19 protein-coding genes and 3 tRNA genes are annotated in these 25,115 nt (G+C 59.2%); 10 read left to right on the top strand and 12 right to left on the bottom strand.

Annotated elements, in window-relative coordinates:
• The first annotated feature begins 6 nt into the window (after positions 1 to 6).
• Positions 7 to 83: transfer RNA gene (locus ACMGF9_RS07120), tRNA-Pro, on the top strand.
• Between the two features lie 47 nt (positions 84 to 130).
• Here the strand turns inward: ACMGF9_RS07120 and ttrA are convergent.
• Genes ttrA through ttrB form a run of 3 tightly spaced genes read right to left on the bottom strand, consistent with a single transcriptional unit; the run spans position 131 to position 4,954 of the window.
• Complete coding sequence (gene ttrA / locus ACMGF9_RS07115; protein WP_414160624.1) at positions 131 to 3,202, bottom strand: tetrathionate reductase subunit TtrA; 3,072 nt, start codon at positions 3,200 to 3,202, stop codon at positions 131 to 133.
• Positions 3,195 to 4,220, bottom strand: a complete 1,026-nt coding sequence (ttrC, locus tag ACMGF9_RS07110) for a tetrathionate reductase subunit TtrC (protein ID WP_015378544.1) — start codon at positions 4,218 to 4,220, stop codon at positions 3,195 to 3,197. The genes ttrA and ttrC overlap by 8 nt, the downstream gene beginning before the upstream one ends.
• The gene (ttrB, locus tag ACMGF9_RS07105; RefSeq protein ID WP_015378545.1) at positions 4,217 to 4,954 is read right to left on the bottom strand and encodes a tetrathionate reductase subunit TtrB; all 738 of its coding nucleotides are present in this window, start codon (positions 4,952 to 4,954) and stop codon (positions 4,217 to 4,219) included. Before ttrB ends, ttrC begins: the two co-directional genes overlap by 4 nt.
• 229 nt (positions 4,955 to 5,183) lie before the next feature.
• On the opposite strand from ttrB, the gene ttrS reads away from it, so the two are divergent.
• The 3 genes from ttrS to ACMGF9_RS07090 all read left to right on the top strand — a co-directional run bounded on the left by ttrS (position 5,184) and on the right by ACMGF9_RS07090 (position 7,810).
• Positions 5,184 to 6,902: a tetrathionate respiration histidine kinase TtrS gene (gene ttrS / locus ACMGF9_RS07100; protein WP_414160631.1), complete on the top strand. Its 1,719-nt coding sequence runs from the start codon at positions 5,184 to 5,186 to the stop codon at positions 6,900 to 6,902.
• Positions 6,877 to 7,476, top strand: coding sequence for a tetrathionate respiration response regulator TtrR (gene ttrR / locus ACMGF9_RS07095; RefSeq protein WP_021505932.1), 600 nt, complete (start codon positions 6,877 to 6,879; stop codon positions 7,474 to 7,476). The genes ttrS and ttrR overlap by 26 nt, the downstream gene beginning before the upstream one ends.
• A 91-nt stretch (positions 7,477 to 7,567) precedes the next feature.
• Positions 7,568 to 7,810, top strand: a complete 243-nt coding sequence (locus ACMGF9_RS07090; RefSeq protein WP_004935803.1) for a DinI family protein — start codon at positions 7,568 to 7,570, stop codon at positions 7,808 to 7,810.
• A gap of 187 nt (positions 7,811 to 7,997) precedes the next feature.
• On the opposite strand, the gene ACMGF9_RS07085 is transcribed toward ACMGF9_RS07090, so the two are convergent.
• The 4 genes from ACMGF9_RS07085 to blaSPR form a co-directional block, all read right to left on the bottom strand.
• Positions 7,998 to 8,073: transfer RNA gene (locus tag ACMGF9_RS07085), tRNA-Thr, on the bottom strand.
• Between the two features lie 6 nt (positions 8,074 to 8,079).
• Positions 8,080 to 8,167, bottom strand: a tRNA-Ser gene (locus ACMGF9_RS07080).
• A 157-nt stretch (positions 8,168 to 8,324) separates the two neighbouring features.
• Complete coding sequence (gene osmE, locus ACMGF9_RS07075) at positions 8,325 to 8,654, bottom strand: osmotically-inducible lipoprotein OsmE (protein WP_004935874.1); 330 nt, start codon at positions 8,652 to 8,654, stop codon at positions 8,325 to 8,327.
• A 102-nt stretch (positions 8,655 to 8,756) separates the two neighbouring features.
• Positions 8,757 to 9,656 (bottom strand): SPR family subclass B3 metallo-beta-lactamase, encoded by a 900-nt coding sequence (blaSPR, locus tag ACMGF9_RS07070; RefSeq protein ID WP_021505933.1) that lies wholly within the window; start codon positions 9,654 to 9,656, stop codon positions 8,757 to 8,759.
• A gap of 82 nt (positions 9,657 to 9,738) precedes the next feature.
• Here blaSPR and ACMGF9_RS07065 point away from each other — a divergent pair, with 82 nt between their 5' ends.
• Positions 9,739 to 10,641, top strand: coding sequence for a LysR family transcriptional regulator (locus ACMGF9_RS07065; RefSeq protein WP_015378549.1), 903 nt, complete (start codon positions 9,739 to 9,741; stop codon positions 10,639 to 10,641).
• Positions 10,642 to 10,647: 6 nt separating this feature from the next.
• Here the strand turns inward: ACMGF9_RS07065 and ACMGF9_RS07060 are convergent, their stop codons facing one another.
• The gene (locus tag ACMGF9_RS07060) at positions 10,648 to 11,115 is read right to left on the bottom strand and encodes a DUF1348 family protein (protein WP_004935882.1); all 468 of its coding nucleotides are present in this window, start codon (positions 11,113 to 11,115) and stop codon (positions 10,648 to 10,650) included.
• 105 nt (positions 11,116 to 11,220) lie between these two features.
• Here ACMGF9_RS07060 and ACMGF9_RS07055 point away from each other — a divergent pair, with 105 nt between their 5' ends.
• Positions 11,221 to 11,799 (top strand): TetR/AcrR family transcriptional regulator, encoded by a 579-nt coding sequence (locus tag ACMGF9_RS07055; RefSeq protein WP_088381795.1) that lies wholly within the window; start codon positions 11,221 to 11,223, stop codon positions 11,797 to 11,799.
• On the opposite strand, the gene ACMGF9_RS07050 is transcribed toward ACMGF9_RS07055, so the two are convergent.
• Complete coding sequence (locus tag ACMGF9_RS07050; protein WP_015378551.1) at positions 11,793 to 12,209, bottom strand: VOC family protein; 417 nt, start codon at positions 12,207 to 12,209, stop codon at positions 11,793 to 11,795. The two genes, ACMGF9_RS07055 and ACMGF9_RS07050, sit on opposite strands and share 7 nt — an antisense overlap.
• Positions 12,210 to 12,361: 152 nt before the next feature.
• On the bottom strand, positions 12,362 to 13,498 hold the full coding sequence (gene ompC, locus ACMGF9_RS07045; RefSeq protein WP_015378552.1) for a porin OmpC: 1,137 nt from the start codon (positions 13,496 to 13,498) through the stop codon (positions 12,362 to 12,364).
• Between the two features lie 695 nt (positions 13,499 to 14,193).
• Here ompC and ACMGF9_RS07040 point away from each other — a divergent pair.
• The 4 genes from ACMGF9_RS07040 to rcsB are packed head-to-tail and all read left to right on the top strand — an operon-like array spanning position 14,194 to position 19,176.
• Positions 14,194 to 14,601 (top strand): DUF4186 domain-containing protein, encoded by a 408-nt coding sequence (locus ACMGF9_RS07040; RefSeq protein WP_015378553.1) that lies wholly within the window; start codon positions 14,194 to 14,196, stop codon positions 14,599 to 14,601.
• Positions 14,602 to 14,655: 54 nt separating this feature from the next.
• Positions 14,656 to 15,810, top strand: coding sequence for an MFS transporter (locus ACMGF9_RS07035; protein ID WP_015378554.1), 1,155 nt, complete (start codon positions 14,656 to 14,658; stop codon positions 15,808 to 15,810).
• Between the two features lie 20 nt (positions 15,811 to 15,830).
• Positions 15,831 to 18,533 (top strand): phosphotransferase RcsD, encoded by a 2,703-nt coding sequence (rcsD, locus tag ACMGF9_RS07030; RefSeq protein ID WP_015378555.1) that lies wholly within the window; start codon positions 15,831 to 15,833, stop codon positions 18,531 to 18,533.
• On the top strand, positions 18,526 to 19,176 hold the full coding sequence (rcsB, locus tag ACMGF9_RS07025) for a response regulator transcription factor RcsB (protein WP_004935900.1): 651 nt from the start codon (positions 18,526 to 18,528) through the stop codon (positions 19,174 to 19,176). The genes rcsD and rcsB overlap by 8 nt, the downstream gene beginning before the upstream one ends.
• A gap of 66 nt (positions 19,177 to 19,242) precedes the next feature.
• Here rcsB and rcsC read toward each other — a convergent pair whose 3' ends face one another.
• Both rcsC and gyrA read right to left on the bottom strand, forming a co-directional pair.
• A complete protein-coding gene (gene rcsC, locus ACMGF9_RS07020; RefSeq protein ID WP_411748744.1) occupies positions 19,243 to 22,104 on the bottom strand; it encodes a two-component system sensor histidine kinase RcsC in 2,862 nt (953 codons plus the stop codon).
• Positions 22,105 to 22,270: 166 nt separating this feature from the next.
• Positions 22,271 to 24,913: a DNA topoisomerase (ATP-hydrolyzing) subunit A gene (gene gyrA, locus ACMGF9_RS07015; protein ID WP_004935906.1), complete on the bottom strand. Its 2,643-nt coding sequence runs from the start codon at positions 24,911 to 24,913 to the stop codon at positions 22,271 to 22,273.
• Between the last annotated feature and the right edge of the window lie 202 nt (positions 24,914 to 25,115).

The raw sequence follows: 25,115 nt of genomic DNA, 5'->3' as shown, positions 1-25,115 counted from the left end.
TAGCGTCGGCATGTAGCGCAGCCTGGTAGCGCACCGTCATGGGGTGTCGGGGGTCGGAGGTTCGAATCCTCTCATGCCGACCAAATTTAAGAAAACCTGCTGTTACAGCAGGTTTTTTTTCGTCTGCCGTTTACGCGGAAAGTTTAACGATCGCCGCCGGAATACCCTGACGCACCGCCGCACCGGTCACCCAATCCAGCCAGGTATTCGGCACTTCGCGCGTCGGATCGGCAAACCCCAGATCGTTGAGGTTGATGCCGGCGGCGATGCGCTCATCCATCGCCAGCGGTTCGCCATCCAGGTAGTGCTGGCTGGCCCCCATCTCCCGGTGGCCGTAGCCGTGTTCCACCGCGATCACGCCGGGCATCACCCCCGCCAGCAAACTGATCTGCGCCTCGCGGCTGCCGCCCGGCGTGCTGATGCGCACCCAATCACCGTGTTGAATACCGAAACGCGCCCCGTCCGCCGGGTTCAAGGCCACCAGGTTCACCGGCTTCACGTCGTGCAGGCGCCGGATCACCGCGGTGGAGCTGCTCATCACATTCGATTTGAAGGACATCAGGCGCAGCGGCCACTGCCGTTCTGGGTAGAGCGCTTCCACCGCGCGGCCGTCCGACAAACGCGCCGGGTAGCAGGTGGGGCAGCCGCTGAAACGCTCGCCGGTGATCGCATGCCGGTGCTTCGCCACTTCCGCATTCCAGATCTGCAGCGGTTTCTCCCAGCGGTTGCCCACGCTGCCGTCGCGGCGGCCGCTGTCGTGATCGGCGAAGCGGCCGCCGCGGCTGTAGATAAACGCCACGCGGTCGATCTCATCGGCGCGCAGCGTCTGCGCCAGCTGCGGCAGCAAGCGATCGACACCGCTCAGCGCCAGTTCGTCCGCCCTCGCGGCCGGCACCGGCGCCTTGCCGGCAAACGCCACGTTGGCGGCGGCGCGCAGATAATAATCCTCCGCACGGTTGAGCGGCAGCAGCCCGCCCTGGCCGTCGCCGATAGCGCGATCGCCGAACCCCGGCAATGCCAGGCGTTTGGCGATGGCAATGCAAAACGCCTCCATGGAAATCGGCTGCCCTTGCGCCGTTTGCGCAGTCGCCGGCGTCACTATCGGCCAGCGCGCGGTGGTGGTCTTACTGGCGACGCCGCCCCAGGGGGCGCTGAATCCCCAACTCTCAAAATTATGGGTGTCCGGGACGATATAGTCGGCCAGCGCCGTCGTTTCGTTGATAAACGCATCGATAGCGATAAACAGCGGCAAACGCGCCGGATCTTTCAGCCGCTCCTCCGCCACGCCGCGCAACCCGGCGATACCGTACAAGGGGTTGGTTATGTTCGAGATCCAGGCTTTCAGCCCGTACGGGTACCCTGCCAGCGCCGAGGTCAGCAGCTCGGTCAACTGCCCGGCGACGAACGGATACCAGGGCGCTTTGGCCGGCCAAGGCGAAATGCCCGCCGCCACTTTTTCGCGGTATTCGTCGGAGGTTTCATAGGCGGCCTTGCTGCGCGCGATATTCAGCCCTTTCGGTTTTACCAGGCCAGGAAACTCGACCAGGTTATAGCGCGGCCCCTCGGCGAAGCCGTTGAATTTACCGCCGCCGACGAACACGCCCCCCGCCAGGCTCAGGTTGCCGATCAGCACGTTAAGCATCATCACCGCCCAGGTATTGTAAAACCCGTTCGCCGCCATCATCCCGCCATGGGCGATCACTGCCGCCTTGCGCCCGTGGGCGGTAAAGGCCTCGGCCAGTGCCGCGATGCGTGCCACCGGCACACCGCATTGCCGGCTGTACGCCTCCGGCGACAGATTGTCGGCGGCCTCTTTCAAACACTGGAAGCCGCTTTTCACCTCCACCTGCGCGCCATCGTACAGCGTCACCGTACGGGTTACCCACAGCTCGGCGCTGTCGCACGTCTCGGCCGCCACCAGCTCACCCGCGCCGTTGACCACCAGCGGTGACGCCGACCCGGTGCCGTTGAGATCGGCCAGCGTCAGGTGCTGCCCCGCGCGCGGATGCTCGCTCTCGGCGATCACCAGATGCGTGGCATTGGTCCAGCTCTTCTCGCCGGCGCGTTGCATGGCGGCCTCAGACGGGATGGCGAGATAATCGGTCTGATAACGCCGGTGGTCGAGGATCCAACGGATCATCGCCATCGCCAGCGCCGAGTCGGTACCCGGCAATATCGGGACCCAATGGCCATGATCGTCCGCCAACGTGGTGGTCAGCGGCAGCGCCGGCGCCACCACCGCATAACGGAATTCGCTGCGCAATCTGGCGCTGGCCAATTGCCGGGCCTGGCGCTTGAACGGGTTGCCGGACTGCGCCGGTGAGGTCCCCATAAACAGCGCGAATTCGACCTGTTCCCAGTCCGGTTTCACGTGCGGGTTCTTGTCCAGATCGTTCATCAACGCGCCGGAACCGGCACGGTAGGCCAGCCCGCAGTAAGCGCCGTGCGCGCCGAAGTTTTTGCTGCCGAAACTGTTCTGGGCGAAGCGCCGCAGGAAGCTATCGCGCCCGTCGTCACCGGCGTTGGTCACCAATAGCTGGTTGGCTTTCGGCCCCAGCCCCGGCCGTCGGGCATCGATCGGCGTCTCCAGATCGCGGATCGCCCGCAGACCGTCCACATGCCCCTCGCCGAACAGATTGCCGCCCTCCACCACTTCGGCGATCAACTGCTCAAAGCTGATGCGCTGCCACTTGCCCTCGCCGCGTTTGCCGACGCGCTTCATCGGCTCCAGCACGCGCATCGGGCTGTAAAGCCCCTCCAGCAGCGTGGCGCCGCGTGCGCAGGCGGTGGAACGGGCATCGAGGCCGCGTTCGCCACCCAACTGCGCCAACGCATCCTGCAGCGGCAACGCAGAGTCGACGTGCCGTTCCTGAGACAGCGGATGATAAGGGTTGCCAGCAATGCGCAATACCCGGTCGGTCTGCCTGTCCACCCGTACCCGCACGCCGCATTGCGTCCAGCAGCCGAAACACTGGGTCATCGAGATGGCCTGTTGCGGATTGCCTTGCCATTCCGGCATTGCCCGCCCTTCGGGCGACAGGGAGTTGCCGTTGATGCGATCCAGAGTCACCCGCCCTGAGGTGCCGTGAATCAAGCCGTCGATCGCCCGTTTGGCGACTTCGCGATAGCTCAGGCCGAAAGCGGACAATCCGCCGAAGGCCAGGCCCACTTTCAACCACTGACGCCGGGTGAGTTTAGCCATGTTGTTTTCTCCGCAGTAAAAACGCCTGTGCTTCACGCACCATGATCATTAACGCCAGCCACAAGCCGAAGGTGCCGACGATCGCCAGCAAACCGTCAGTGCCGAGCGGCAGGCTATAAGAGGAGTTAGACGCGCTGTATTTCGGGATGGTTTGTACCTCGATCAACAGCGTCCAGCGCATCAGCCAGCTCAGCACCAGAGCACCGGCCACCAGCAGCGGCGCACCGGCGCGCGGCAAGCGCCGATAGCCGGCCCAGGCGGCGCACGCCAGCGTCAGCCCCCACAGCGCAATCCATCCTGCGGCATACTGGCGCGCCATCGCCTGCGTCTGCAGCCAGTGGCGTACCGCCGCGCCGGATAACGTATCGCCGCATACCCACAGCAGGATCGCCCCGCCGAGCAGCAGCAGTGTCAGCAACATCCCGCGCGCCAGCGGCGCCTGCTGACCGGGCCGTTCGCGCATCGCCAGCAGCAGCAAAGCCAAGAGCGCCTGCAGCGCGCTGAGGAACATCACGATCGGAAACCCGTAGCTGAACCAGATTGGGCGGGCGCGCACGATGGAAACCTCTCGCCCGGTGTACAACAGCAGGCCGATAGCCACCAGCGCGCAGGCGGGCGCTATCCCACGCAACAGCGCAACCGGTCTGCCCGTCAGCCGCGTAAATTCAATCGCGATAAACCACAGGCCGATCAGCAGGGTAAACAGCGGCAAGAACAGCGCGCCCCACGGCATCCACGACCAGGGCGTCGGGTAGGCGTAGAAATGCCAGAAACGGGCGGTTTGATGCAGGTCGGCGGTCAACGCCAGCGGCGCGGTAATGGCGCACGTCAGCCCGATAAACAGCGCCATGCGCTCCAGATGCGCGGCGTTATCTCCACCGCGCCAGCGCCACACGCAGGCCAGCAGCGCGGCGCAGGCGGCGATGCCGATAAAGAAGAAATATTGTACGGCCCACGGCAGCCAGCTCACCGCCTGCGGCTGGCTCAGCACTTCTGCGATCATCAGTTGGCGGCTCATCGTCTTTCTCCCCATAAGGCGACCTGCGCCCGCCCCGGCAGCGGCGTGACGAAGGCGTCATCCAGCCCCAGATAGAACACGTGGGGCGCGGTTTGGTTCTCCGGCTTGAGGACTTTTATCTCGACCTCGTGGCGCCGCAGCAGCTTGCTCAGCGTGCTGTGCGGATCGCGCATATCGCCGATGATCCGCGCCCCTCCCACGCACGACTCCACGCATGCCGGCAACAATCCCGCCTCCAGCCGGTGCACGCAAAAGGTGCATTTGTCCGCCGTTTGGGTTGTGTGATTGATAAAACGGGCATCGTACGGACAGGCCTGTACGCAATAGGCGCAACCCACGCAGCGTTTGTTGTCGACCACCACGATCCCGTCCTCGCGCTGGAAGGTGGCCTGTACCGGACATACCGGCACGCAGGGCGGGTTGTCGCAGTGATTGCACAGCCTGGGCAACAGCACGTTGGTCGCAGCGGCTTCGCCTTCGAGGCTGACCTGATACTGGTTTACCGTGGTACGAAACTCCCCGTGCGGCGTCTGGTTTTCAATGGCGCAGCTCACGGTACAAGCCTGGCACCCTACGCAGCGCCGCAGGTCGATCAGCATCGCGTAACGGCGGCTCGCATCCCCCTCGCGCCGCGTCGGTGCTAACGTCAGCCCGGCCTCCGCCACGGAGATCAGCGAAGCCCCCGCCGTCAACACGCCCAGCCGCTGTAAAAACTGCCGTTTACCGAAATCCATGCGCCTCTCCCACGTCCTGGGCATCACCCCGATCACGCTATTGATGCCCGTTAGATGAATAAACAATGTCGATGATTTACAGTGTAAAAATGACATTGGGCTCAGCTCTATTGTGGTTAACCACATACCGGACCTAACGTTGATCTAAAACAAGTGACGGCAGGCAGATTGCCCATCAGGAGGGGCCGTGAGGGTCGTGTTATTACTGCTGCTCAGTCTCGGCTGGGGGATGGCGGCACAGGCGGGCGAGTGGTCGGTCGGCGTGCTGGCGATGCGCGGCGATGCGGCGACCGCGCGTGACTGGCAGCCGCTGATCGACAGGCTCAACGGCAGCGTCGGCGGTGAGCGCTTCCGCCTGCAGCCGCTCGATCTGGCGCAGATGCGCGAAGCGGTCAATCGGGGCAGCGTGCAGTTCGTGGTCACTAATCCGGCGCAGTTCGTGCAGTTGAACAGCCACTATCATCTGCGCTGGCTGGCGTCGTTGCGCGCCGCCAACGGCGATCGGGCAACGGGCAACATCATCGGCAGCGTGATTTTGGTGCGGCGCGACAGCGGCATAACGACGCCGCAGGCGCTGATGGGCAAAACGGTGGGCGCCATCGCTCCGCAGGCCTTCGGCGGCTATCTGACCGGCTATAAGGCGCTCAGCGATGCCGGTATGCGGCCCGAGCGCGATTTTCACCTGCGCTTTACCGGGTTCCCTGCCGACGCCCTGCTCTATCTGTTGCGCGAGCGCGCCATTCAGGCCGCTATCGTTCCCGTCTGTCTGCTGGAGAAAATGGGTCGGGAAGGCTTGATCAACCCGGCGGATTTTCGCCCGCTGTTGCAACGGCCCACATCGGTTCCCTGCGTCACCAGCACGCCGCTTTATCCCAACTGGTCGTTCGCCGCCCTGCCCGGTCTGGATAACTCACTGGTGGATGCAGTAGCAAGAGCCTTGCTGACCGCACCGCCGCAGTCTCCCTTTCAGTGGGGCGCACCGGCCTCGACCAGCGCAGTGGAAGCGCTGCTGCGCGCCGTCAATCAGCACCCGGAACAGCGGCGCCTGTGGCTGGATATCAAGAGCTGGCTGATCCAGCATCAGACGGCCGTCAGCCTGTCGCTGGCGGTGCTGGCGCTGTTGATCGTCAACCATATCTGGATCGCGCTGCTGGTGCGCCGGCGTGGGCGACAGCTGCTCCATGCCGGAGAACAACTGCGCCGTCAGGAGCAGGCGCTGGAGAACGCCAGGCAGTTGAACGTGCTGGGAGAGATGGCCTCCGGCTTTGCGCATGAGCTCAACCAGCCGCTGGCAGCCATTCGCCACTATGCGCAAGGGTGCCTGATCCAACTGCGCAAAACGGACGCCGGGCACCCGCTGCTGACGCCGCTGGAAAATATTGATCGGCAGGCGCAGCGCGGCGGCGAGACGATTCATAACCTGCGCCAGTGGGTGCAGCCCCCCACCGAGAAGGTAGACAAGGCGAGCTGGCGCCCCATCTCGATAAACGAAACCGCCGAGCGGGTGTGGGCACTGCTGCGCCTGACGCAACGCTACCCCGACCTGAAACTGTTCAACAACGTGGCACCTTCGCTGACGCTAACCCTGCCGCCGGCGCTGCTGGAACAGCTGCTGGCGAACCTGCTGCTGAACGCGGCGCAGGCCGGCGCCAACGCCGTCTGGCTTTCCGCCGACGAACACGAACGGGCGCTCGATGTGCGTTTGCAGGACAACGCGGGCGGGATGAGCGCGGCCGGGCTGGAGCAGGCTTTCCGCCCCTTCAACACCACCAAGGCCGGCGGCATGGGGCTGGGGTTGGCCATTTGCCACCGCCTGGCCCGGTATGGCGGCGGCGAGATCCAACTGGCTAACCGCCCCGCCCCCGACAGCCGCAATGGGCTATGCGTCACCCTGCATTTCATATTTAACGATGAGGAAAACCATGCCGCTAATTCATCTGGTGGATGATGACGTCGCCGTCACCGACGCCTGCCATTTTTTACTGACCAGCCTCGGCCACGACGTGCAATGCTGGAATGACAGCACCGACTTTTTGGCGCAGGCCGATCTGTTTCAGACCGGGATCGTCTTGCTGGACATGCGGATGCCGAAACTCGATGGGCACCAGGCCTACGCTGAACTGCGCCGCCTCGGCAGCACGCTGGCGGTGGTGTTCCTGTCCGGCCATGGCGACGTGCCGATGGCGGTGGAGCAGATGAAGTACGGCGCGGTGGACTTCCTGCAAAAACCGATCGCCGCTGAACCGCTGATCGCCGCCCTCGAACGGGCGCGGCAGGTCTCGGCCAAAGCCTGGCGACGCCATGAAACTTGCGGCCGCTACCGCACGCTCACGCCGAAAGAACGCGACATCGCGCAGCTGGTGGTGCGAGGCATGATGAACAGGGAAATGGCGGAGCGGTTGAATATCGCCCTGCGCACCGTAGAGGTTCACCGGGCGAAAGTGATGGAGAAAATGCAAGCCGCCAGCCTGGCGGAATTAGTGATTCAGTTGCAGGGATTACCGCACGCCGCGCAAGAATGATCGCATCATACAAAATTCCGCCCCCCCTCTTGCCAACCGGCCTTCCTCAGGCCAGAATACTGTACATTAATTCAGTATTTACAGGTGAGTCATGTTTGTAGAATTGGTGTACGACAAACGCAACGTCGCTGGGCTGCCCAACGCCGCCGAGATTATTCGCAACGAGCTGGAAAAACGCGTGCATGCGCTGTTCCCGGAAGCTGACGTGCGCGTGAAACCGATGCAGGCCAACGGCCTGAACTCCGACGCCAGCAAAAGCGATCGTGAGAAGCTGAACCGAATGTTGGAAGAGATGTTCGAAGAAGCGGATCAGTGGCTGGTCACTGATATATAAACCCAACCTGATGGCTGGGCTCCTCAACCGGCTATTTTACCGCCAGAATACAGCAAACGCTCAGCCCTTGATTAATGGGCTTGACGCGGTGCCTCCCCCATCCGGTTATCGGTTGGTTAGTGTGCACTTTTCCAGCGCATATATACCATAACAAAAAGCCCCAGCATCGCTGCTGGGGCCTCTGTCATGGTGCCGGCTACCGGAATCGAACTGGTGACCTACTGATTACAAGTCAGTTGCTCTACCTACTGAGCTAAGCCGGCTGAATTTGGCGGAAGGACAGAGATTCGAACTCTGGGAGCTGTTACACTCGACGGTTTTCAAGACCGTTGCCTTAAACCACTCGGCCATCCTTCCAATGGGCGCTGATATTAGCGATACCGTTATGAAATGTCTATCATTTTGATGCAAAAAAATGGCATGGGCGGTGCAGTTGCCTAAACTTCAGGCCTTAAACGCTTAAAAAATGAAAAGCCCCGCAAAAGCGAGGCTTTTATGTTCGGCTGAAACGCGATTACTTCGGCTGCGAATCGTAGTCGGAACAGGTTTGATAGCCCTTGTTCATGACATGGCCCGTGTCGTTGTAGCTGACAAAGTACGTTTGCACTTTGCCATCGCGCGGCGCGACAGCATAGGTATCGCAAGTGCCTTGCGCATGAATCAGCGTGGCAGACGTCGACGGCGGACCGGCAATCGCCCGCACCTGCTGCTTGGTCATCCCTACTTTGACATCGCTGACCACCGGCTCATTGACATAACTGGTTGCACGGTCATAGGCGGTGCAGCCGGCAAGAATGGAAAATACCGCTGCAGTACCGACGGCCAAAACCAACTTCTTCGTCATAGCTTGTCCTCTTGGAGTACGTTTGTTGTCCCCTAAGTCTAGAAGTGGAAAGGCTTTTCTACAAATTCCCGTTTGTCGATCGGTGCGGTTTACGCTCGTCGATCAGCGTTTGACGTTTTCCTGTCGTTTCAGCTGCTCTTCAAACCCCTGCTGTGACTCCTGCACGTAACGCTGCAGCCCTGCGGGATCGATAAATGCCTGCGTATCGCCGGCCTGCAAACGCCGCCATTTGTCGGCTAAAGCGAAACGCGTCCCTTTATTGGCGATAAATATATCCGCCTGCACCCGTGCCAAACGGGCGAAACTGCCGCGAATGTCCTCAATCAGCTGCGGATAGTTTTTGTTGCCGATCAGGTAGTAATCCGGTGTAGCCAGGCTGTCAGCATAGATAAAGCGATACGGCTTGCCGTTATGCCGTAGCGTGGTCAACCACGACGTCGCGCCCGGCAGATGCCCCGGCGTCATCATCGCGGTCAGCGTCAGGCCGCCAAGGGTGATGCTGTCGCCATCGGCAACCACAATATCCGTTTGCACGGCCGGGAAAGTGAGCGAATCCCCCAACGCGAAATCCTGCCGTCCACCTAACGCCAACTGGCGCGCATTGGCCGCGCTGGCCACCAGCCTCGCGCCGCTCCAGCGTTTCAGCTGCGCAATGCCGCCGGCCTGATCGAGCCTTGCATGGCTGTTCAGGATATATTTCAGATCCTTAATGCTGAACCCCAGCCGTTCGATATTCGCTTTGATGCCCGGCGCACTGCTCTCCAACCCCGCATCGATCAAAATCAATCCCTGCGGCGTGCTCAACAATACCGACGACAGGTTGCTCGTGCCGACGTAATACACCTGCTCAAAGATCTGGAACGGCGCTATCGGCTGCGCCCACTCTTCAAACAGCGAGTATGGCGGAGCGCTAGACAACGGCTGCGCCGGGTCTAACTTCGCCTGCGTGGAGAAGCTCAAGGAAAAGGCCATCGCCATCAGATAATGCATGCTTTTTTTCATTTTTCTCTTCTGTCTGTGTCAACCGGGCAGGAGTATACTCGGCCTTATATTGAACAGTATTCAATTAAAAAAAGGACAATTGATGAATATTCTACAAATGGACATGAATCTGCTGAAAGTGCTGTATCTGCTGATGGTAACGGGTTCCAGCCGTAAAACCGCCGAGCGGCTGGGCATCAGCACCTCCGCCGTCAGTCATGCGCTGGCTCGCCTGCGGGAAGTGTTGGATGACCCGCTGTTTCGCCGAGAAGGCCATCGCCAGGTTCCCACCCTGTTTGCACTGTCGTTGAAAGACAAATTGGCGCCGCTGTTCTCCTCGCTGGACAGTGAAATGTTCGGCCAACAACCGCAGGCGCCGCGTCGCTTCACGCTGGTGGCGCCCCCCGCTCTGCACCCTATTCTGTTGCCTTTGCTGGCGGAAAAGGGCGCCGCTTGCCATGCCGATATTCACTGCCAAAACTTTGAACGACGCGCCTGGCGCGAAGAGCTGCTTGAGGGGAGCGTCGATCTGGTGCTGGCGGTGGGCGATCATCAACAACGCACCAGCGCACTGCATTATGAAGCGCTTGGGCGCACTCGCCTGATTGCGCTGTATGGCCCGCCGCTATACCCAGTCCTGCAAGATAAACGCGCGCTGGCCTTCAGCGAACTGGCGGATTACGCGCATTATTATTGCCATCCGTGGCCACAAACGGAAAACGAGCTGGATCGGCAGCTTGAGCGCCAGGGGTTGCACCGCCGCATTGCCCTGAACTGCGCCGACTACGCACAACTTCCACCGGTGCTGCGCCGCGCGCCGTTGCTGGCGGTAGTGCCTCAACCATGGTTTACCGCCCAGCCCGACAAGCACGGGTTAAGCGCGCTGCCGATTAGCGATAACCTGGCTATCGGTCACCTTTTTTCTCAATACCGAAAAGGCGAGCCGGAGTGGCGAAAGCGGCTGATTTCCGCCATCCACGCCGAGCTGCGACACTACTACCGCTAAGTAGGATCAGAAACCGAAGTCGCTCAGCGCCGGGACATCGTCCGGGCGCCGACCGAGCGGCCAATGAAAACGCCGATCCTGTTCGCGAATCGGCATGTCGTTGATGCAGGCATGGCGGTTAATCATCAATCCATCCTGATTAAACTCCCAGTTTTCGTTGCCAAAGCTGCGATACCAGTTGCCGGAATCGTCGCGCCACTCATAGGCGAAACGCACCGCGATGCGCGCGCCGTCAAACGCCCACAGTTCCTTAATCAGCCGATACTCCAGCTCTTTCGCCCACTTGCGTTGCAAAAATGCGACCACCGCCGCGCGGCCGTCGACAAACTCTGCGCGATTACGCCAATGGGTATCGAGAGAATAGACCTGCGACACCCGCTCAGGATCGCGGCTGTTCCAGGCATCCTCCGCCAACCGCACTTTTTCGCTGGCCGATTCACGGGTGAAAGGCGGCAATGGGGGTTTAATGCTCATGATCATCTCCTGCGTAATAATGTAGACAACTCTGTCTACATTATTACGCTAGCGCATGTAGACAGAGTTGTCTACAATCACTCGAAAATAGCCTGGGAGAAAATGATGACCGCCGATCGCAATACCTTACCCGCCCGCCAGCGCATCCTGTTGACGGCCCACGATCTGTTTTATCAGGAAGGGATCCGCGCCACCGGCATCGATCGCATCATCAAGGAATCAGGCGTCACTAAGGTGACGTTTTATCGCCACTTTCCCAGCAAGAACGAATTGATTACGGCGTTTTTGGCCTATCGCCACCAGCAGTGGCTCACCTGGTTCAGCACAGCGCTGGATCGCCATGTGGCACAGAGCGGCGGGTTGCTGCCGGCGCTGGCGCCCTGCCTGGCGGAATGGTTCGACGATCCGCGCTTTCGCGGCTGCGCGTTTATCAATACGGCGGTGGAAATCGCCGATCTGCTGCCGGAAAGCCTGCAAATCGCCGGCCGGCATAAACGGCAAATGGCGGATGAACTGGCGCGTCACCTGCCCGCCGGCCCACAGCGGGAAAAGCGGGCGGCAATGCTGGCGATGCTGATCGACGGCGCCATCGTCAGAGTGCAGATAGAGCGGCAACCGCAGGCCGCGCTGCAGGTGCTGAATGCCGCGTTGGACATGTTGGCGCAAGGCGGGTTCGATCAGTAATTGGCCCAAATGCCCGGCGTCACCAGTTCCAACAGATGGGCGTCGGGATCGCGAAAATAAATGCTCTCCCCGCCGTGTTCCCAGCGCATCCGCCCCTCAATCTCCACGCCGTTGGCCACCAGATGCCGTTCCCAGTGCGGCAACTGCTCTTTCGCCACCGCCAGCCCGATATGCGCCGGCCCCACGCCATCGTGCGCAGGAATAAACCCGGTCGGGTAGTGCGCCCCGCGCAGCGAATCACCTTCGATAAACAACAACAGTACGCTCCGATCGCCGACGTTGTAGGCGCGAAACCGTTCGTTGGCGACCATCGTCGGCAGCTTCAGCACCTCCTGGTAAAACGCGTCCGCGCGTTCAATATCGCTGACGTACAGCACCGTTTCTATCACCCTGTCGATCTTGAGTTCCATAATAGCCTCCGCTCTGTTTTCCGTTCTGACAGCGTAGGTCGAACGGAGGCGAGCCAAAGCGCTTCCCGAGCCGACAACGGATCAATCCGTGCTTTTTACCAGCAAAAAAAACGCGGCCCGAAGGCCGCGCTGTGTGATTCACACGCTGGTGCTTAGAACTGGTAAACCAGGCCCACGGCAACCACGTTGTCGGTGTTGATGCCGGCAGCGTCGGTGAAGTCGTTGTTGTCCATCAGGTTGATTTTGTAATCAACATAGGTAGACATGTTTTTGTTGAAGAAGTAGGTCGCACCCAGGTCGACGAATTTGACCAGGTCTTGATCGCCGTAGTCCTTGCCGTTGCCGGCGCGGCCCAGGTCTTTACCTTTGGTCTGGTTATAGCCGACGAACGGACGCAGACCGAAGTCGAACTGGTAGTGCGCATAGGCTTCGAAGCTCTGCGCCTTGTTGGCGTAGCCGTAAGCACCATCATCCTTGGCAGAGCTGCCGAAACGCGCCGCGTTGTAGGACTGGGTGAACATCACCGCCAGGTAGACGTCGTTGGCGTCATATTTCAGACCGCCGGAGTAGCCTTCCGCCTTATCGCCGCGGCCCATGATGTTCTGGTGACCGTTACCGCCGTTCTGCTCGCTGGTGCGGCGAGAGTTGAAGAAGGCGCCCGCGGCGCTGATGCCGTAGCCCATGTCATAGCTCATGGACATGCCGTAGCCTTCGCCGTTTTGGCCCAGAACGTCACGACCATTGTTGGTCTCTTCGCCGTTGCCGTTTTTACCCTGGTACTGCAGGGCGAAGTTCAGGCCGTCAACCAGACCGAAGAAATCATTGTTACGGTAGGTCGCCAGGCCGCTGGAACGCTGGAACATGAACTGGTCGGCGCCGTAGGTCATACCGTCGAACTCAGGCTGCAAGTCGGTATACGCCGCGACGTCGTACAGCACGCCGGTGTTACGGCCGTAGTCGAAGGAGCCGTAGTCGCCGAATTTCAGACCGGCGAAGCCGTAACGGGTGAAGTTCTTGTTGTCCTGGCTTTCAGCGTGGTTCAGGTTCGCCTGATATTCCCACTGGCCGTAACCGGTCAGCTGATCGCTGATTTGCGTTTCGCCGCGCAGGCCAAAACGCATATAAGACTGATCGCCGTCCACGCCGTTGTTGCTGGAGAAATAGTGAAGCCCGTTTACTTTACCGTACAAATCCAGTTTATTACCGTCTTTGTTGTAGATTTCCGCCGCGCCTGCTGTGCCTGCAACCAGCAGTGCGGGTACCATCAGAGAGAGTACTCGAAGTTTCATCGTTATTATCCTCGTTAATTATGTCGAGCTACGGCCACTGCCCTTTTCGAGCATTATTAGCACGACTGTGCATTACCATTCTGGTAACAAGGGTTATATTAATCCAGAAAGAAAATGATACCAAGTATCCGATAGTGTTTCATTGTAATTAATAAAGGTTTCAAAATGTAAATACGCGCGAACTTTCACAAAACATTACAGACAAACAAAATAAAGCACTTAAAGATAAAAAATAGACTAACTGATAAAAAATCATGTAGTTATACATATCTTTAAGAAAAAAAAGCCAACCATACAATTGAGCGAGACAATAAGCACATTGTGCCAAAACGCGAACCACGCGCAGCCGCTATAATCACCTCGCTATCATCATTATTTTCATTATTACCTTCATTATCCGAAGATAATTTCTGCATTCCTTTAACCGGCTTCTGGCCGGTTTTTTATTTTCCTCCCTACCCTCCTCACAATTTCAGCCCGTACAAATAGCACGCAAATAAATAACCTAATGATATAGTTTCATTAATTTACTTTCGCACTAATTGCTAATCTTTTTCCTTATTTTAGCCTACAAATTGAACTTGCTTTTCATTTCGTGCTTTATCTCATCGATTATTTCCCGCCGCAGGCACAATTAGCCGCAGAGATTCAGTTCTGGTAATCTGAAAAAAGCGCACCTTCAGCGAGTAAAATTCATGATGCCCTTTCAACCCGACGTGCTGTGGCGGCGGCTGCAAAGTTCCCCCTTCCGCGCTCGCTTCCGTTTAAATGCCAAGGACCAGACTTATCTCGAGGGTAAGGGATTGCCGCTGATCCTCAGCCATGCCCGCGATTTTATCGACCGCCGCCTGGCCGCCGCCCACCCTAAAAACGACGGCAAGCAAACCCCGATGCGTGGCCACCCGGTGTTCGTCGCCCAGCACGCCACTGCCACCTGCTGCCGAGGCTGTCTGGAAAAGTGGCACGGCATACCGCAGGGCGTCGCACTGGACGAACAGCAAAAGGACTATATTGTCCAGGCTATCGCGCTGTGGCTGGTGCGCAGAGGCGGTGCCAGGGATGTGTCCGGCACGAATATTTTCGACCCGGATCGCGGATTGTGATAAAAACTGTCAGTAACTTTCACCATTCTTTTGACCCAAGATCCTGACGCTTACATGACAGCCACCTTGTGCAATGAACAGCAAACGCCCGGCGTTCCTCAACAGATCGCCACCCGTCTGGCCTTTTTCGTCGCCGGTCTCGGCATGGCCGCCTGGGCGCCGCTGGTCCCCTTCGCCAAAGCGCGCATCGGTATCGATGACGGCTCGCTCGGCCTGTTGCTGCTCTGTATCGGCGCCGGCTCCATGTTGGCGATGCCGCTGACCGGTTTCCTGACCGGCAAACTGGGTTGCCGTGCGGTGATCCTGATGGCCGGGCTCGGGTTGTGCATCGATCTGCCGCTGTTGGCGCTGATGGACTCCCTCGGCGGCATGGCCGCGGCGCTGCTGCTGTTCGGCGCGGCGATCGGCATGATCGACGTAGCGATGAACGTGCAGGCGGTGATCGTCGAACGCGCCAGCGGCAAGGCGATGATGTCCGGTTTTCACGGTTTCTTCAGCATCGGCGGCATTGCCGGCGCCGGCGGCGTCAGCGCGCTGCTGTGGCTGGGGCTGACGCCGCTGCAATCCACCCTGCTCACCGTGCTGGCGGTGATCGCGCTGCTGACGCTAGCCAGCCGCCATCTGCTGCGTGAGAGCGGCGCCGATGACGGCGGGCCGATGTTCGTCTTGCCGCGCGGTTGGGTGATGTTCATCGGCATTTTGTGCTTTATCATGTTTTTGGCGGAAGGATCGATGCTCGACTGGAGCGCGCTGTTTCTCACCACATTGCGCGGCGTCGAACACAGCCAGGCCGGTCTGGGCTATGCGCTGTTTTCCATCACCATGACGCTTGGCCGGCTCAATGGCGATCGGGTGGTGAACTCGCTGGGCCGCTACCGGGTGCTGCTGCTGGGCAGCCTGTGTGCCGCTCTCGGCCTGAGCCTGGCCATCGCCTTCAATCACGCTACCGTTTCGCTGGTCGGTTTCATGCTGGTTGGTCTGGGCGCCTCGAACGTCGTGCCGATCCTGTTCAGCGCCGCAGGCAACCAGCGCGACATGCCGGCCAACTTGGCGATCGCCTCCGTCACCACCGTCGGCTATGCCGGTATTCTGGCCGGCCCGGCGCTGATCGGCTTTGTCGCTCAGTTTTCCAGCCTGACGGTGGCCTTCGCTTGCGTAGCCGCTCTGCTGTTGGCGGTGGCCGCCAGCGCCAGGGCCGTCACTCGCTGATTCAGGAATGCGCAGCCACTATGCAAAATAAACAATTGACCATAAGCTCCAGCAACATTACCCGCTGCTTCCTGCTGTTTATCGTGCTGCTGACGATCGGCATCGGCCTGTATGGCTACAACTACACCAACGCCTGGCTGGCGGAAAAGAAGTACACGCTGAACAGCATCGCCGGTTCGCTGCAAAAGCGTATCGATGCCTACCGCTATATGACCTATCAGGTCTATGACAAATTCGGCAATGCGCCGGCGCAGAATGTCGATCCCGGTTTGCAGGAAACCCGCCTGCGGCCCGATGTCTATTATGTCGAGAAACCGCACAAGAAAACCGACGCGGTGATCTTCGGCAGCCATGACGAAAACACGCTGGCGATGATCGCCAACATCTCGGACTACCTGGACACCCGCTGGGGCGCCAAGACCGAGAACTACGCCATGTATTACCTCAATGGTCAGGACAATAGCCTCAGCCTGATCACCACCCAGCCGCTCAAAGAGCTGGCTTCGCGCTTTCGGGAAAGCTACCTGACCACCTCGGCGGACGAACGCCGCGCCGAGATGCTGCAACAGGCCAATATGCTCGACGAACGCGAGAGCTTTTCCGACCTGCGCAAGCAGCGCTTCCAGAACGCCTATTCGTTCTCGATTCGCACCACTTTCAATCAGCCGGGGCATCTGGCGACGGTGATCGCCTTCGATTTGCCAATCAACGACATCATTCCGGCCAATCTGGCCCGCGCCAATTTCCTGCTGCTGCCGGACGATGTCGATCTCGACGATAGCGCCATCCCGGCGGAAACCGTCCTCGGTACCCATGCGACGATGAGCGGCGGCTGGGTGGAGTTCAGCGCCGCTCTGCCCAATGCGCCGCTGAAGGTGATGTATCGCGTTTCGGCCATCAATCTGGCCATCGATCTGCTGCGCAACAACATTTGGCTGATCGCAGTCAACTTGCTGCTGCTGGCGCTGTCGATGCTGAGCATCTACTTTATCCGCCGCCAGTACATTCGCCCGAGCGAAAACATGGCGGTAGAGCTGGAGGCCGAGCGCGCGCTGAATCAGGAGATCGTCTCCAGCCTGCCCTCCGGCCTGCTGGTCTACAGCTTCGCCAACAATACGGTGATCGCCAGCAACAAAATCGCCGAGCACCTGCTGCCGCACCTCAGCCTGCAAAAGATCGCCCATATGGCCGAACAGCATCACGGTGTGATCCAGGCGACGGTCAACAACGAGGTGTATGAAATCCGCATTTTCCGCAGCCAGCTGTCGCCGGACACCTACCTGTTCCTGATGCACGATCAGGATAAAGAGGTGATGGTGAACAAGCGGCTGCAGCAGGCGCGGCGCGAATACGACAAGAACGTGCAGGCGCGCAAACTGATGTTGCACAACCTGGGCATCGAACTGAATCAGCCGGTGCGCCAGATGCACGATCTGGTCGACCGTCTGCACAGCCGGCCGGATGAGGAACAACAGCAGGCGCTGCTGGGCCAGCTGACGGCGGCGTCGGCTTCGGTGCTGGAGTTGATCGATAACATCACCCTGCTGACCCGGCTGGAAACCCAGGACTGGCAACCCACGCGCGAACCGTTCAACCCGACGGCGATGATCGACGAGTTGCTGCTTGAGGCCCTGCCTGCCCTTAATCAGAAGGGGCTGGCACTGTTCAAGCATTTCCAGCTGGACGTCGAGCAGAACTATATCGGCGATGCCAACGCGCTGCGCAAGGTGATCTCGCTGCTGGTGCATTACGCCATTATCACCACCGCCTGCGGCAAGGTTTCTCTGGTTATCGACCATGAGCCCGAGCACCCTGACCGCCTGATTTTCCAAATTAACGATACCGGCTCCGGCATCTCCAACGAAGAGATCAGCAACCTTAACTATCCGTTCCTCAGCCAGACGCTGGTGGATCGCTTCAACCACGGTTCCGGCCTCACTTTCTTCCTGTGCAATCAGCTGTGCAAGAAGCTTAACGGCCAGTTGGACATTCGCAGCAAGGTGGATATCGGCACTCGCTACACCATTCGCGTCGCCATGGAGATGGAGAAAAAAGAGCCGCAGGAGCAGGAAAAGCTGCTCGACGGCGTCACCGCCTTGCTGGACATCACGTCAGATGAAGTGCGCGGCATCGTGACCCGTCTGCTGCAGGCCTATGGCGCCGACTGCCTCGTCGCCGAAGATCGCGCGGTCAACCGCGATTATGACGTGCTGCTGACCGATAACCCGCAGCGCGCCGATGATTACACCCTGTTGCTGGCGACCGATGAGCCGGGCTGGCAAGCGCTGGATAAACGCTACATTCGGGTGAACTATAATCTGAACGGCGCATTAATCGACGCCGTGCTGATGCTGATCGAACAGCAAATGGCCGCGCTGGAACAGGAAGAAAGCCCGCTTTCATTGAGCTCAGAAGATATCCAACTCTATGAAAAACAATTGAAATCAAGTGATTACTATGGGCTGTTTGTCGATACAGTACCCGACGATGTCAAAAAACTGTATACTGAGGCGGGCAGCAGTGATTTCAATGCGCTGTCACAAACCGCACACCGCCTGAAAGGCGTGTTTGCCATGTTAAATCTGCTTCCCGGCAAGCAGCTGTGCGAATCGTTAGAACAGCGCATCGCAGAAGGTGATGCGCCCGAGATCGAGAATAACATCAGTCAGATTGATTTTTTCGTCAGCAGACTGCTGAAGCAAGGTAGCCAACAACATGAATAACCTGAACGTAATTATTGCTGATGACCATCCTATCGTACTGTTTGGCATCCGGAAGTCACTTGAGCAAATTGAATGGGTGAATGTCGTTGGGGAGTTCGAAGACTCAACCGCACTGATCAACAATCTGTCCAAGCTGGACGCCAACGTGCTGATCACCGATCTGTCGATGCCGGGTGACAAATATGGCGACGGCATCACGCTGATTAAATACATCAAGCGTCATTATCCGCAGTTGTCGATCATCGTGCTGACCATGAACAACAACCCGGCGATCCTGAGCGCGGTACTGGATCTGGATATCGAAGGCATCGTGCTGAAACAAGGCGCGCCGACCGATCTGCCGAAGGCGCTGGCCGCCCTGCAGAAAGGCAAGAAGTTCACGCCGGAAAGTGTCTCCAAACTGCTGGAGAAAATCAGCGCCAGCGGCTATGGCGACAAACGCCTGTCGCCGAAAGAGAGCGAAGTGCTGCGTCTGTTCGCCGAAGGTTTCCTGGTGACCGAAATCGCCAAGAAACTCAACCGCAGCATCAAAACCATCAGCAGCCAGAAGAAATCGGCGATGATGAAGCTGGGCGTCGAGAACGACATCGCCCTGCTCAACTACCTCTCGTCCGTCAGCATGACGCCGTTGGACAAAGACTAAAGCCCGCCCCACCTCACGGCAGGTTAACGCCAAACAGGCACGGCATCCGCCGTGCCTGTTTGCTTTTCAGGCCTCGCTGCGGTTGTAGCGTACCTGCTGGCTGTAATAAGCCAATGTCTGCTCCAGCGTCTCCAGCGTAACCGGTTTCGACAGGCAATTATCCATGCCCGCCTCGAGACAGCGCTGCTTCTCTTCCGCCAACGCGTTCGCCGTCACGCCGATCACCGGCGCGCTGAACTGCATCTCCCGCAGCGCCTGCGTCAGGCGATAGCCGTCCATGTTCGGCATATTGACGTCGGTCAACACAATATCGACGTGGTGCTGTTTCAGTACGGCGAGCGCGTCTACGCCGTCGTTGGCGGTCACCACCTGATACCCCAGCGACCCCAGCTGATCGGAAAGCAGGCGACGGTTGATCGGATGATCGTCGACCACCAGCAGATGAATATCGCCGTTGTCCGCCGCGCTGGCCTTGGCGGGCACCGGCAGCTGCACCAGCGCCTCTGCCGCGCCGTTGCCGACGCCGAACAATCGGTTGATCAAGGCCAGCGTTTCACGCGGCGTAGAGGTGCTGTGCATCCAATAGCCTGGCCGGGTTTCCAGCGACGGGCCGATATGTTCGGTCGAGAACTGGATCTGAGCCAACAGCGGCGTGTTCAGCATCAGCGGGTAATCGCTGAGCATCACCTCGCCGGCGGCGGTATCCTGCCCGTCATAGCGCTGGATATCGGCGCCGTAGCCGCCCAGAATCGCCATCAGGTAACTTTCCAGGCGCTGATTGCGGATATCCAGCCACAGCCGCCGGCCCTGCCAGGTATCGCTGGCCTGCGGGATCGGGAACTGGGCGTTAAACAATGGAATGCGAATGCTGAACAAGCTGCCCAACCCCGGTTCGGACTCGACGGAGACGTCGCCGTCCATCAGGTTGACCAACTTCTCGCAGATCGCCAGCCCCAAACCGGTTCCCTGGAAGTGGCGCTGCACGCCGGTTCCCACCTGGAAGAACGGATCGAACAGGCGCGAGATTTCCTTCTCCGGGATACCGACGCCGGTATCGCGCACGCTGAACTCCAGGTAACTGCCGCGGGTGCAGACCTGCAGCACAATACAGCCGGTATCGGTGAACTTGATGGCGTTGTTCACCAGGTTGGACAGCACCTGCTGCAGCCGCACCGGATCGCCGAAAATGCGCTCCGGCACGTTCTGTTCGATAAAGCAGTACAGCCCCAGACGTTTCTTCACCACCAGCGGCAAATAGTTGCCGGCGATATGGGTGATCACCTCCAGGCAGGAGAACTCGCGCGGTTCGATCTTCAGCTGCTCGGACTCGATTTTGGAGAAATCGAGAATATCGCTGATGATTTTCAGCAGCAGGCCGGAAGAGTTATTCATCGCGTTGACCAGCCGATCGACCCCTTGCGGCAGCGCCTTGGTCTGCAGCAAATCGAGGTTGCCGATAATGCCGTACAGCGGCGTGCGCAACTCATGGCTGACGGTGGCCAGGAACATCGATTTGGACTGGCTGGCCTGCTCCGCCGCCGCCGCCATCTCCTGCAGCGACTCTTCCATCTTCACGCGTGCGCTGACGTCCACCAGTACGCAGATCGCCACTTCTTCGTTGCGGTAGCGCGAGTGGACAAAGCTGATCTGCAGGTTGTTATTGTTGCTGGTCATCACATCGACGAAATTCGCCTGCTGTTCGCAAATGATGCGCGTAATGCGATCGCGATCTTCGTGGGTCAACAGGTTGATGTAGTTGTGCGCCAGTTCGTTACTCAGGATATTGGTGCCGTCGCTGATACGCAGGATGCAGATGCCCACCGGCGCCGAGGCGACAATCTTGCGGTTGAACTGCTCGTGTTCTTCCAGACGGAAGGCGTTCTCCTCCGCCGGCAAGAACATCTTGCGCTCAAACAGCCACGCCAGCGTGAACAGCACGATAGCCGATAACAGGTTCAGCAACAGCGCGTTGAGGATCAGCATCTTGAAGCGTTCCACCACGCTTTTCACCGGCAGCGCATAAACGATGCTCAGCGATGAAGGCGGCAGCGCTTTTTTCAGGATCAGATCGCGGTAGTTGTCGACATAACCGAAGTAAGCATGCTCTTCGGGGTAGCTGTTGAGCGCAGCGGCATAGCGATCGCCATCCGCCAGGCGCAGTATCGGATCGTTGTTTTCATCCAGCAGCGTGACGCCGATCGGCAGGTTGCCGGCGGTGACGAAATCTTCCAGCCGGACAGTTTGCTCGATGCCCAGCAGCGCCTCCAGCTTGTTGCCGATATAGAGAGGCGTCAGCACATACAGATAACCGATATCAGGCCGCTGCGCGCTGGGGCTAATCCAATACAGGTTGTTGTCTTTGTCCAGATTCTTGGCGTTGCGGTATTTCAGAATGCGCTCGTGCAGCAACTTCAGCATGTTTTCCCGGTTGGCGACCGCGTTGCCGCCGCCGAATTCCGCCAGACACAGGCTGTCACCGCCGATGAAGAACACCCGGTTGAGATCGTAGGCCGCCACGAAGTTCTCTTTCCAATACTGGATCAGGCCGCTCAGCGAATCGAGTGAACTGCGGTAAGTGGCGCTCAGGGCGCAGTTAGACTCCGGATACAGCGGGTAGAATTGCGGTGGGCTGCCCTTGCCGGGGATCACGCCGCTGAACATGTCCATGCCGCTGACCGAACCGTTGAGGCGGTTTTCCGCCATGTACTTGATGTCGCGTATGATGTCGGCAGAATGGCGGATATAGCCCTGCGCCTGATCGAAGCTGAGGTTATACTCCTGGCGGATGTCCGATTCTTTCTGATGCAGGATATTCAGAATATAAAAGGTGGTGAGCAGCGCTCCCAACGACCACAGCAAAATCGCCAGCACCCGGAACAGATAGCGGGATATCTTCAGCGTAGTTCGAAAAGAGGCTAAGTATTTCAATCGGATACCATACGAAAGTCAGTGGCGGCGCGCGTTGTCGCCGGCGCGGCGGCCGGCGGCTCGGTGCGCCAATTAAACCATATAACTGAAAAAGGGCCTAGCATCGCTGCCAGGCCCTTTTGTCTCAGTGCATTACGGTGTCGGCATGCCGACGCCCTCACCTTGCTTAAACGTTGTCGTCGTCCATCGGCTCAGCCGCGTCGTCGCCATCGTCCAGCGGCGTGGTGTCTTCTTCCACCGCTTCCGCGCCCGGTTCCAGGCTGTCCAGCTCTTCGTCTTCCACCGGTTCGGCCACGCGCTGCAGACCGACGACGTTTTCGTCTTCCGCCGTGCGGATCAGCGTCACGCCCTGGGTGTTACGACCGACCACGCTGACTTCCGAAACGCGGGTACGCACCAGCGTGCCGGCATCGGTGATCATCATGATCTGGTCGCTGGTTTCCACCTGTACGGCGCCGACCACCTGGCCGTTACGCTCGCTCACCTTGATGGAGATAACCCCCTGGGTGGCGCGTGACTTGGTCGGATACTCGGTCACCGCGGTGCGTTTACCGAAGCCGTTTTGCGTCACGGTCAGGATGTCGCCCTCGCCGCGCGGCACGATCAGTGAGATCACGCTGTCGCCTTCGCCGAGGTTGATGCCGCGCACGCCGGTCGCGGTACGGCCCATCGAACGCACCTGCGTTTCCGGGAAGCGCACCACTTTACCGTTGGCGGAGAACAACATCACTTCGTTGCTGCCGTCGGTCAGATCGACGCCGATCAGCTCGTCGCCCTCGTTGAGGTTGACGGCGATGATGCCGGCGCTGCGTGGGCGGCTGAACTCGGTCAGCGCAGTTTTCTTCACGGTACCGCTGGCGGTGGCCATGAACACGTGGCGCCCTTCTTCATACTCGCGCACCGGCAGAATGGCGGTGATACGCTCATCGGCTTCCAGCGGCAGCAGGTTGACGATTGGGCGACCGCGCGCGCCACGGCTGGCTTCAGGCAGTTGGTACACCTTCATCCAATACAGGCGGCCACGGCTGGAGAAGCACAGGATCGTATCGTGGGTGTTGGCCACCAGCAGGCGATCGATAAAGTCTTCTTCTTTAATACGCGCGGCGGACTTGCCTTTGCCGCCGCGGCGCTGCGCTTCATAGTCGGACAGCGGCTGATACTTCACGTAGCCCTGGTGAGACAGGGTCACCACCACGTCTTCCTGGTTGATCAGGTCTTCGATGTTGATGTCGGAAGTATTGGCGGTGATCTCGGTGCGGCGGCCGTCGTTGTACAGCTCTTTGACCGCCACCAGCTCTTCGCGGATCACTTCCATCAGGCGCTCTGGGCTTTCCAGAATAAAGATCAGCTCGGCGATAAAGTTGAGCAGTTCTTTATATTCGTCCAGCAGCTTCTCGTGCTCCAGACCGGTCAGTTTCTGCAGGCGCAGATCCAGAATCGCCTGAGCCTGCTGCTCGGTCAGGTAGTATTTGCCGTCGCGGATGCCGAACTCCGGTTCCAGCCACTCAGGGCGAGCGGCGTCGTCACCGGCGCGTTCCAGCATGGCGCTGACGTTGCCCAGATCCCACGGCTGCGCCACCAGCGCGACTTTCGCTTCCGCCGGGGTCGGCGCACGGCGAATCAGCTCGATAATCGGGTCGATGTTGGCCAGCGCGATAGCCAGCGCTTCCAGAATATGGGCGCGGTCGCGGGCCTTGCGCAGTTCGAAGATGGTGCGGCGGGTGACCACTTCGCGGCGGTGGCGCACGAAGGCTTCGAGGATGTCTTTCAGGTTCAGCAGCTTAGGCTGCCCCTGATGCAGCGCAACCATGTTGATGCCGAAGGTGACCTGCAGTTGCGTCAGCGCATACAGGTTGTTCAGCACCACTTCGCCGACCGCGTCGCGTTTGACTTCGATCACGATGCGCATGCCGTCTTTATCGGACTCGTCGCGCAGCGCGCTGATGCCTTCCACGCGTTTTTCTTTCACCAGCTCGGCGATCTTTTCGATCAGACGCGCCTTGTTCACCTGATACGGGATCTCGTGAACGATGATGGTTTCGCGCCCGGTCTTGGCGTCGGCTTCCACTTCCGCGCGCGCGCGCAGGTAGACTTTCCCGCGCCCGGTGCGGTAGGCCTCTTCAATGCCGCGGCGGCCGTTGATGATCGCCGCCGTCGGGAAGTCCGGCCCCGGGATGTGTTCCATCAGCCCTTCGATGCTGATGTTTTCATCGTCGATATAGGCCAGGCAGCCGTTGACGACTTCCGCCAGGTTGTGCGGCGGAATATTGGTGGCCATGCCCACGGCGATGCCCGACGAGCCGTTGACCAGCAGGTTCGGGATCTTGGTCGGCATGACGGCCGGGATCTGCTCGGTGCCATCATAGTTAGGCACGAAGTCGACGGTTTCTTTTTCCAGATCCGCCAACAGTTCGTGAGCAATCTTGGACATGCGCACTTCGGTATAACGCATCGCCGCCGCGGAGTCGCCGTCGACGGAACCGAAGTTACCCTGGCCGTCCACCAGCATGTAGCGCAGTGAAAACGGCTGAGCCATACGCACGATAGTGTCGTAAACCGCGCTGTCACCGTGCGGGTGATATTTACCGATCACGTCCCCGACGACACGGGCCGATTTCTTGTATGGTTTATTCCAGTCGTTACCCAATACGCTCATCGCGTACAGAACGCGGCGGTGAACCGGCTTCAGTCCATCACGAACATCTGGCAGCGCACGTCCGACAATAACGGACATCGCATAGTCCAGATACGAGTTTTTCAACTCGTCTTCGATGTTTACCGGTGTGATTTCTCTGGCAAGGTCGCTCATGGAGCTGCTATCCCTCTACTAATGATTCATCTGCCCGCTGCCATAGTGGCAAAGGTGTAAAACTATATCACAAAGCACGCTTTACGGGAAAATAACCGCCGCTGTTTCACGGAAATTGTGCAGATAAGTGCGCTAAAAACGCATCGGCACAGACGATGCCGCGCCGGAACATGTATAATCCGCGCAACGAGAACAAGGAGCC

The sequence above is a fragment of the Serratia sp. BNK-23 genome, assembly GCF_047456145.1.
GTDB lineage: Bacteria > Pseudomonadota > Gammaproteobacteria > Enterobacterales > Enterobacteriaceae > Serratia > Serratia nematodiphila.
The sequence above is the reverse complement of the archived record's forward strand: the minus strand, read 5'-3'. Positions and strand labels throughout refer to the sequence as shown.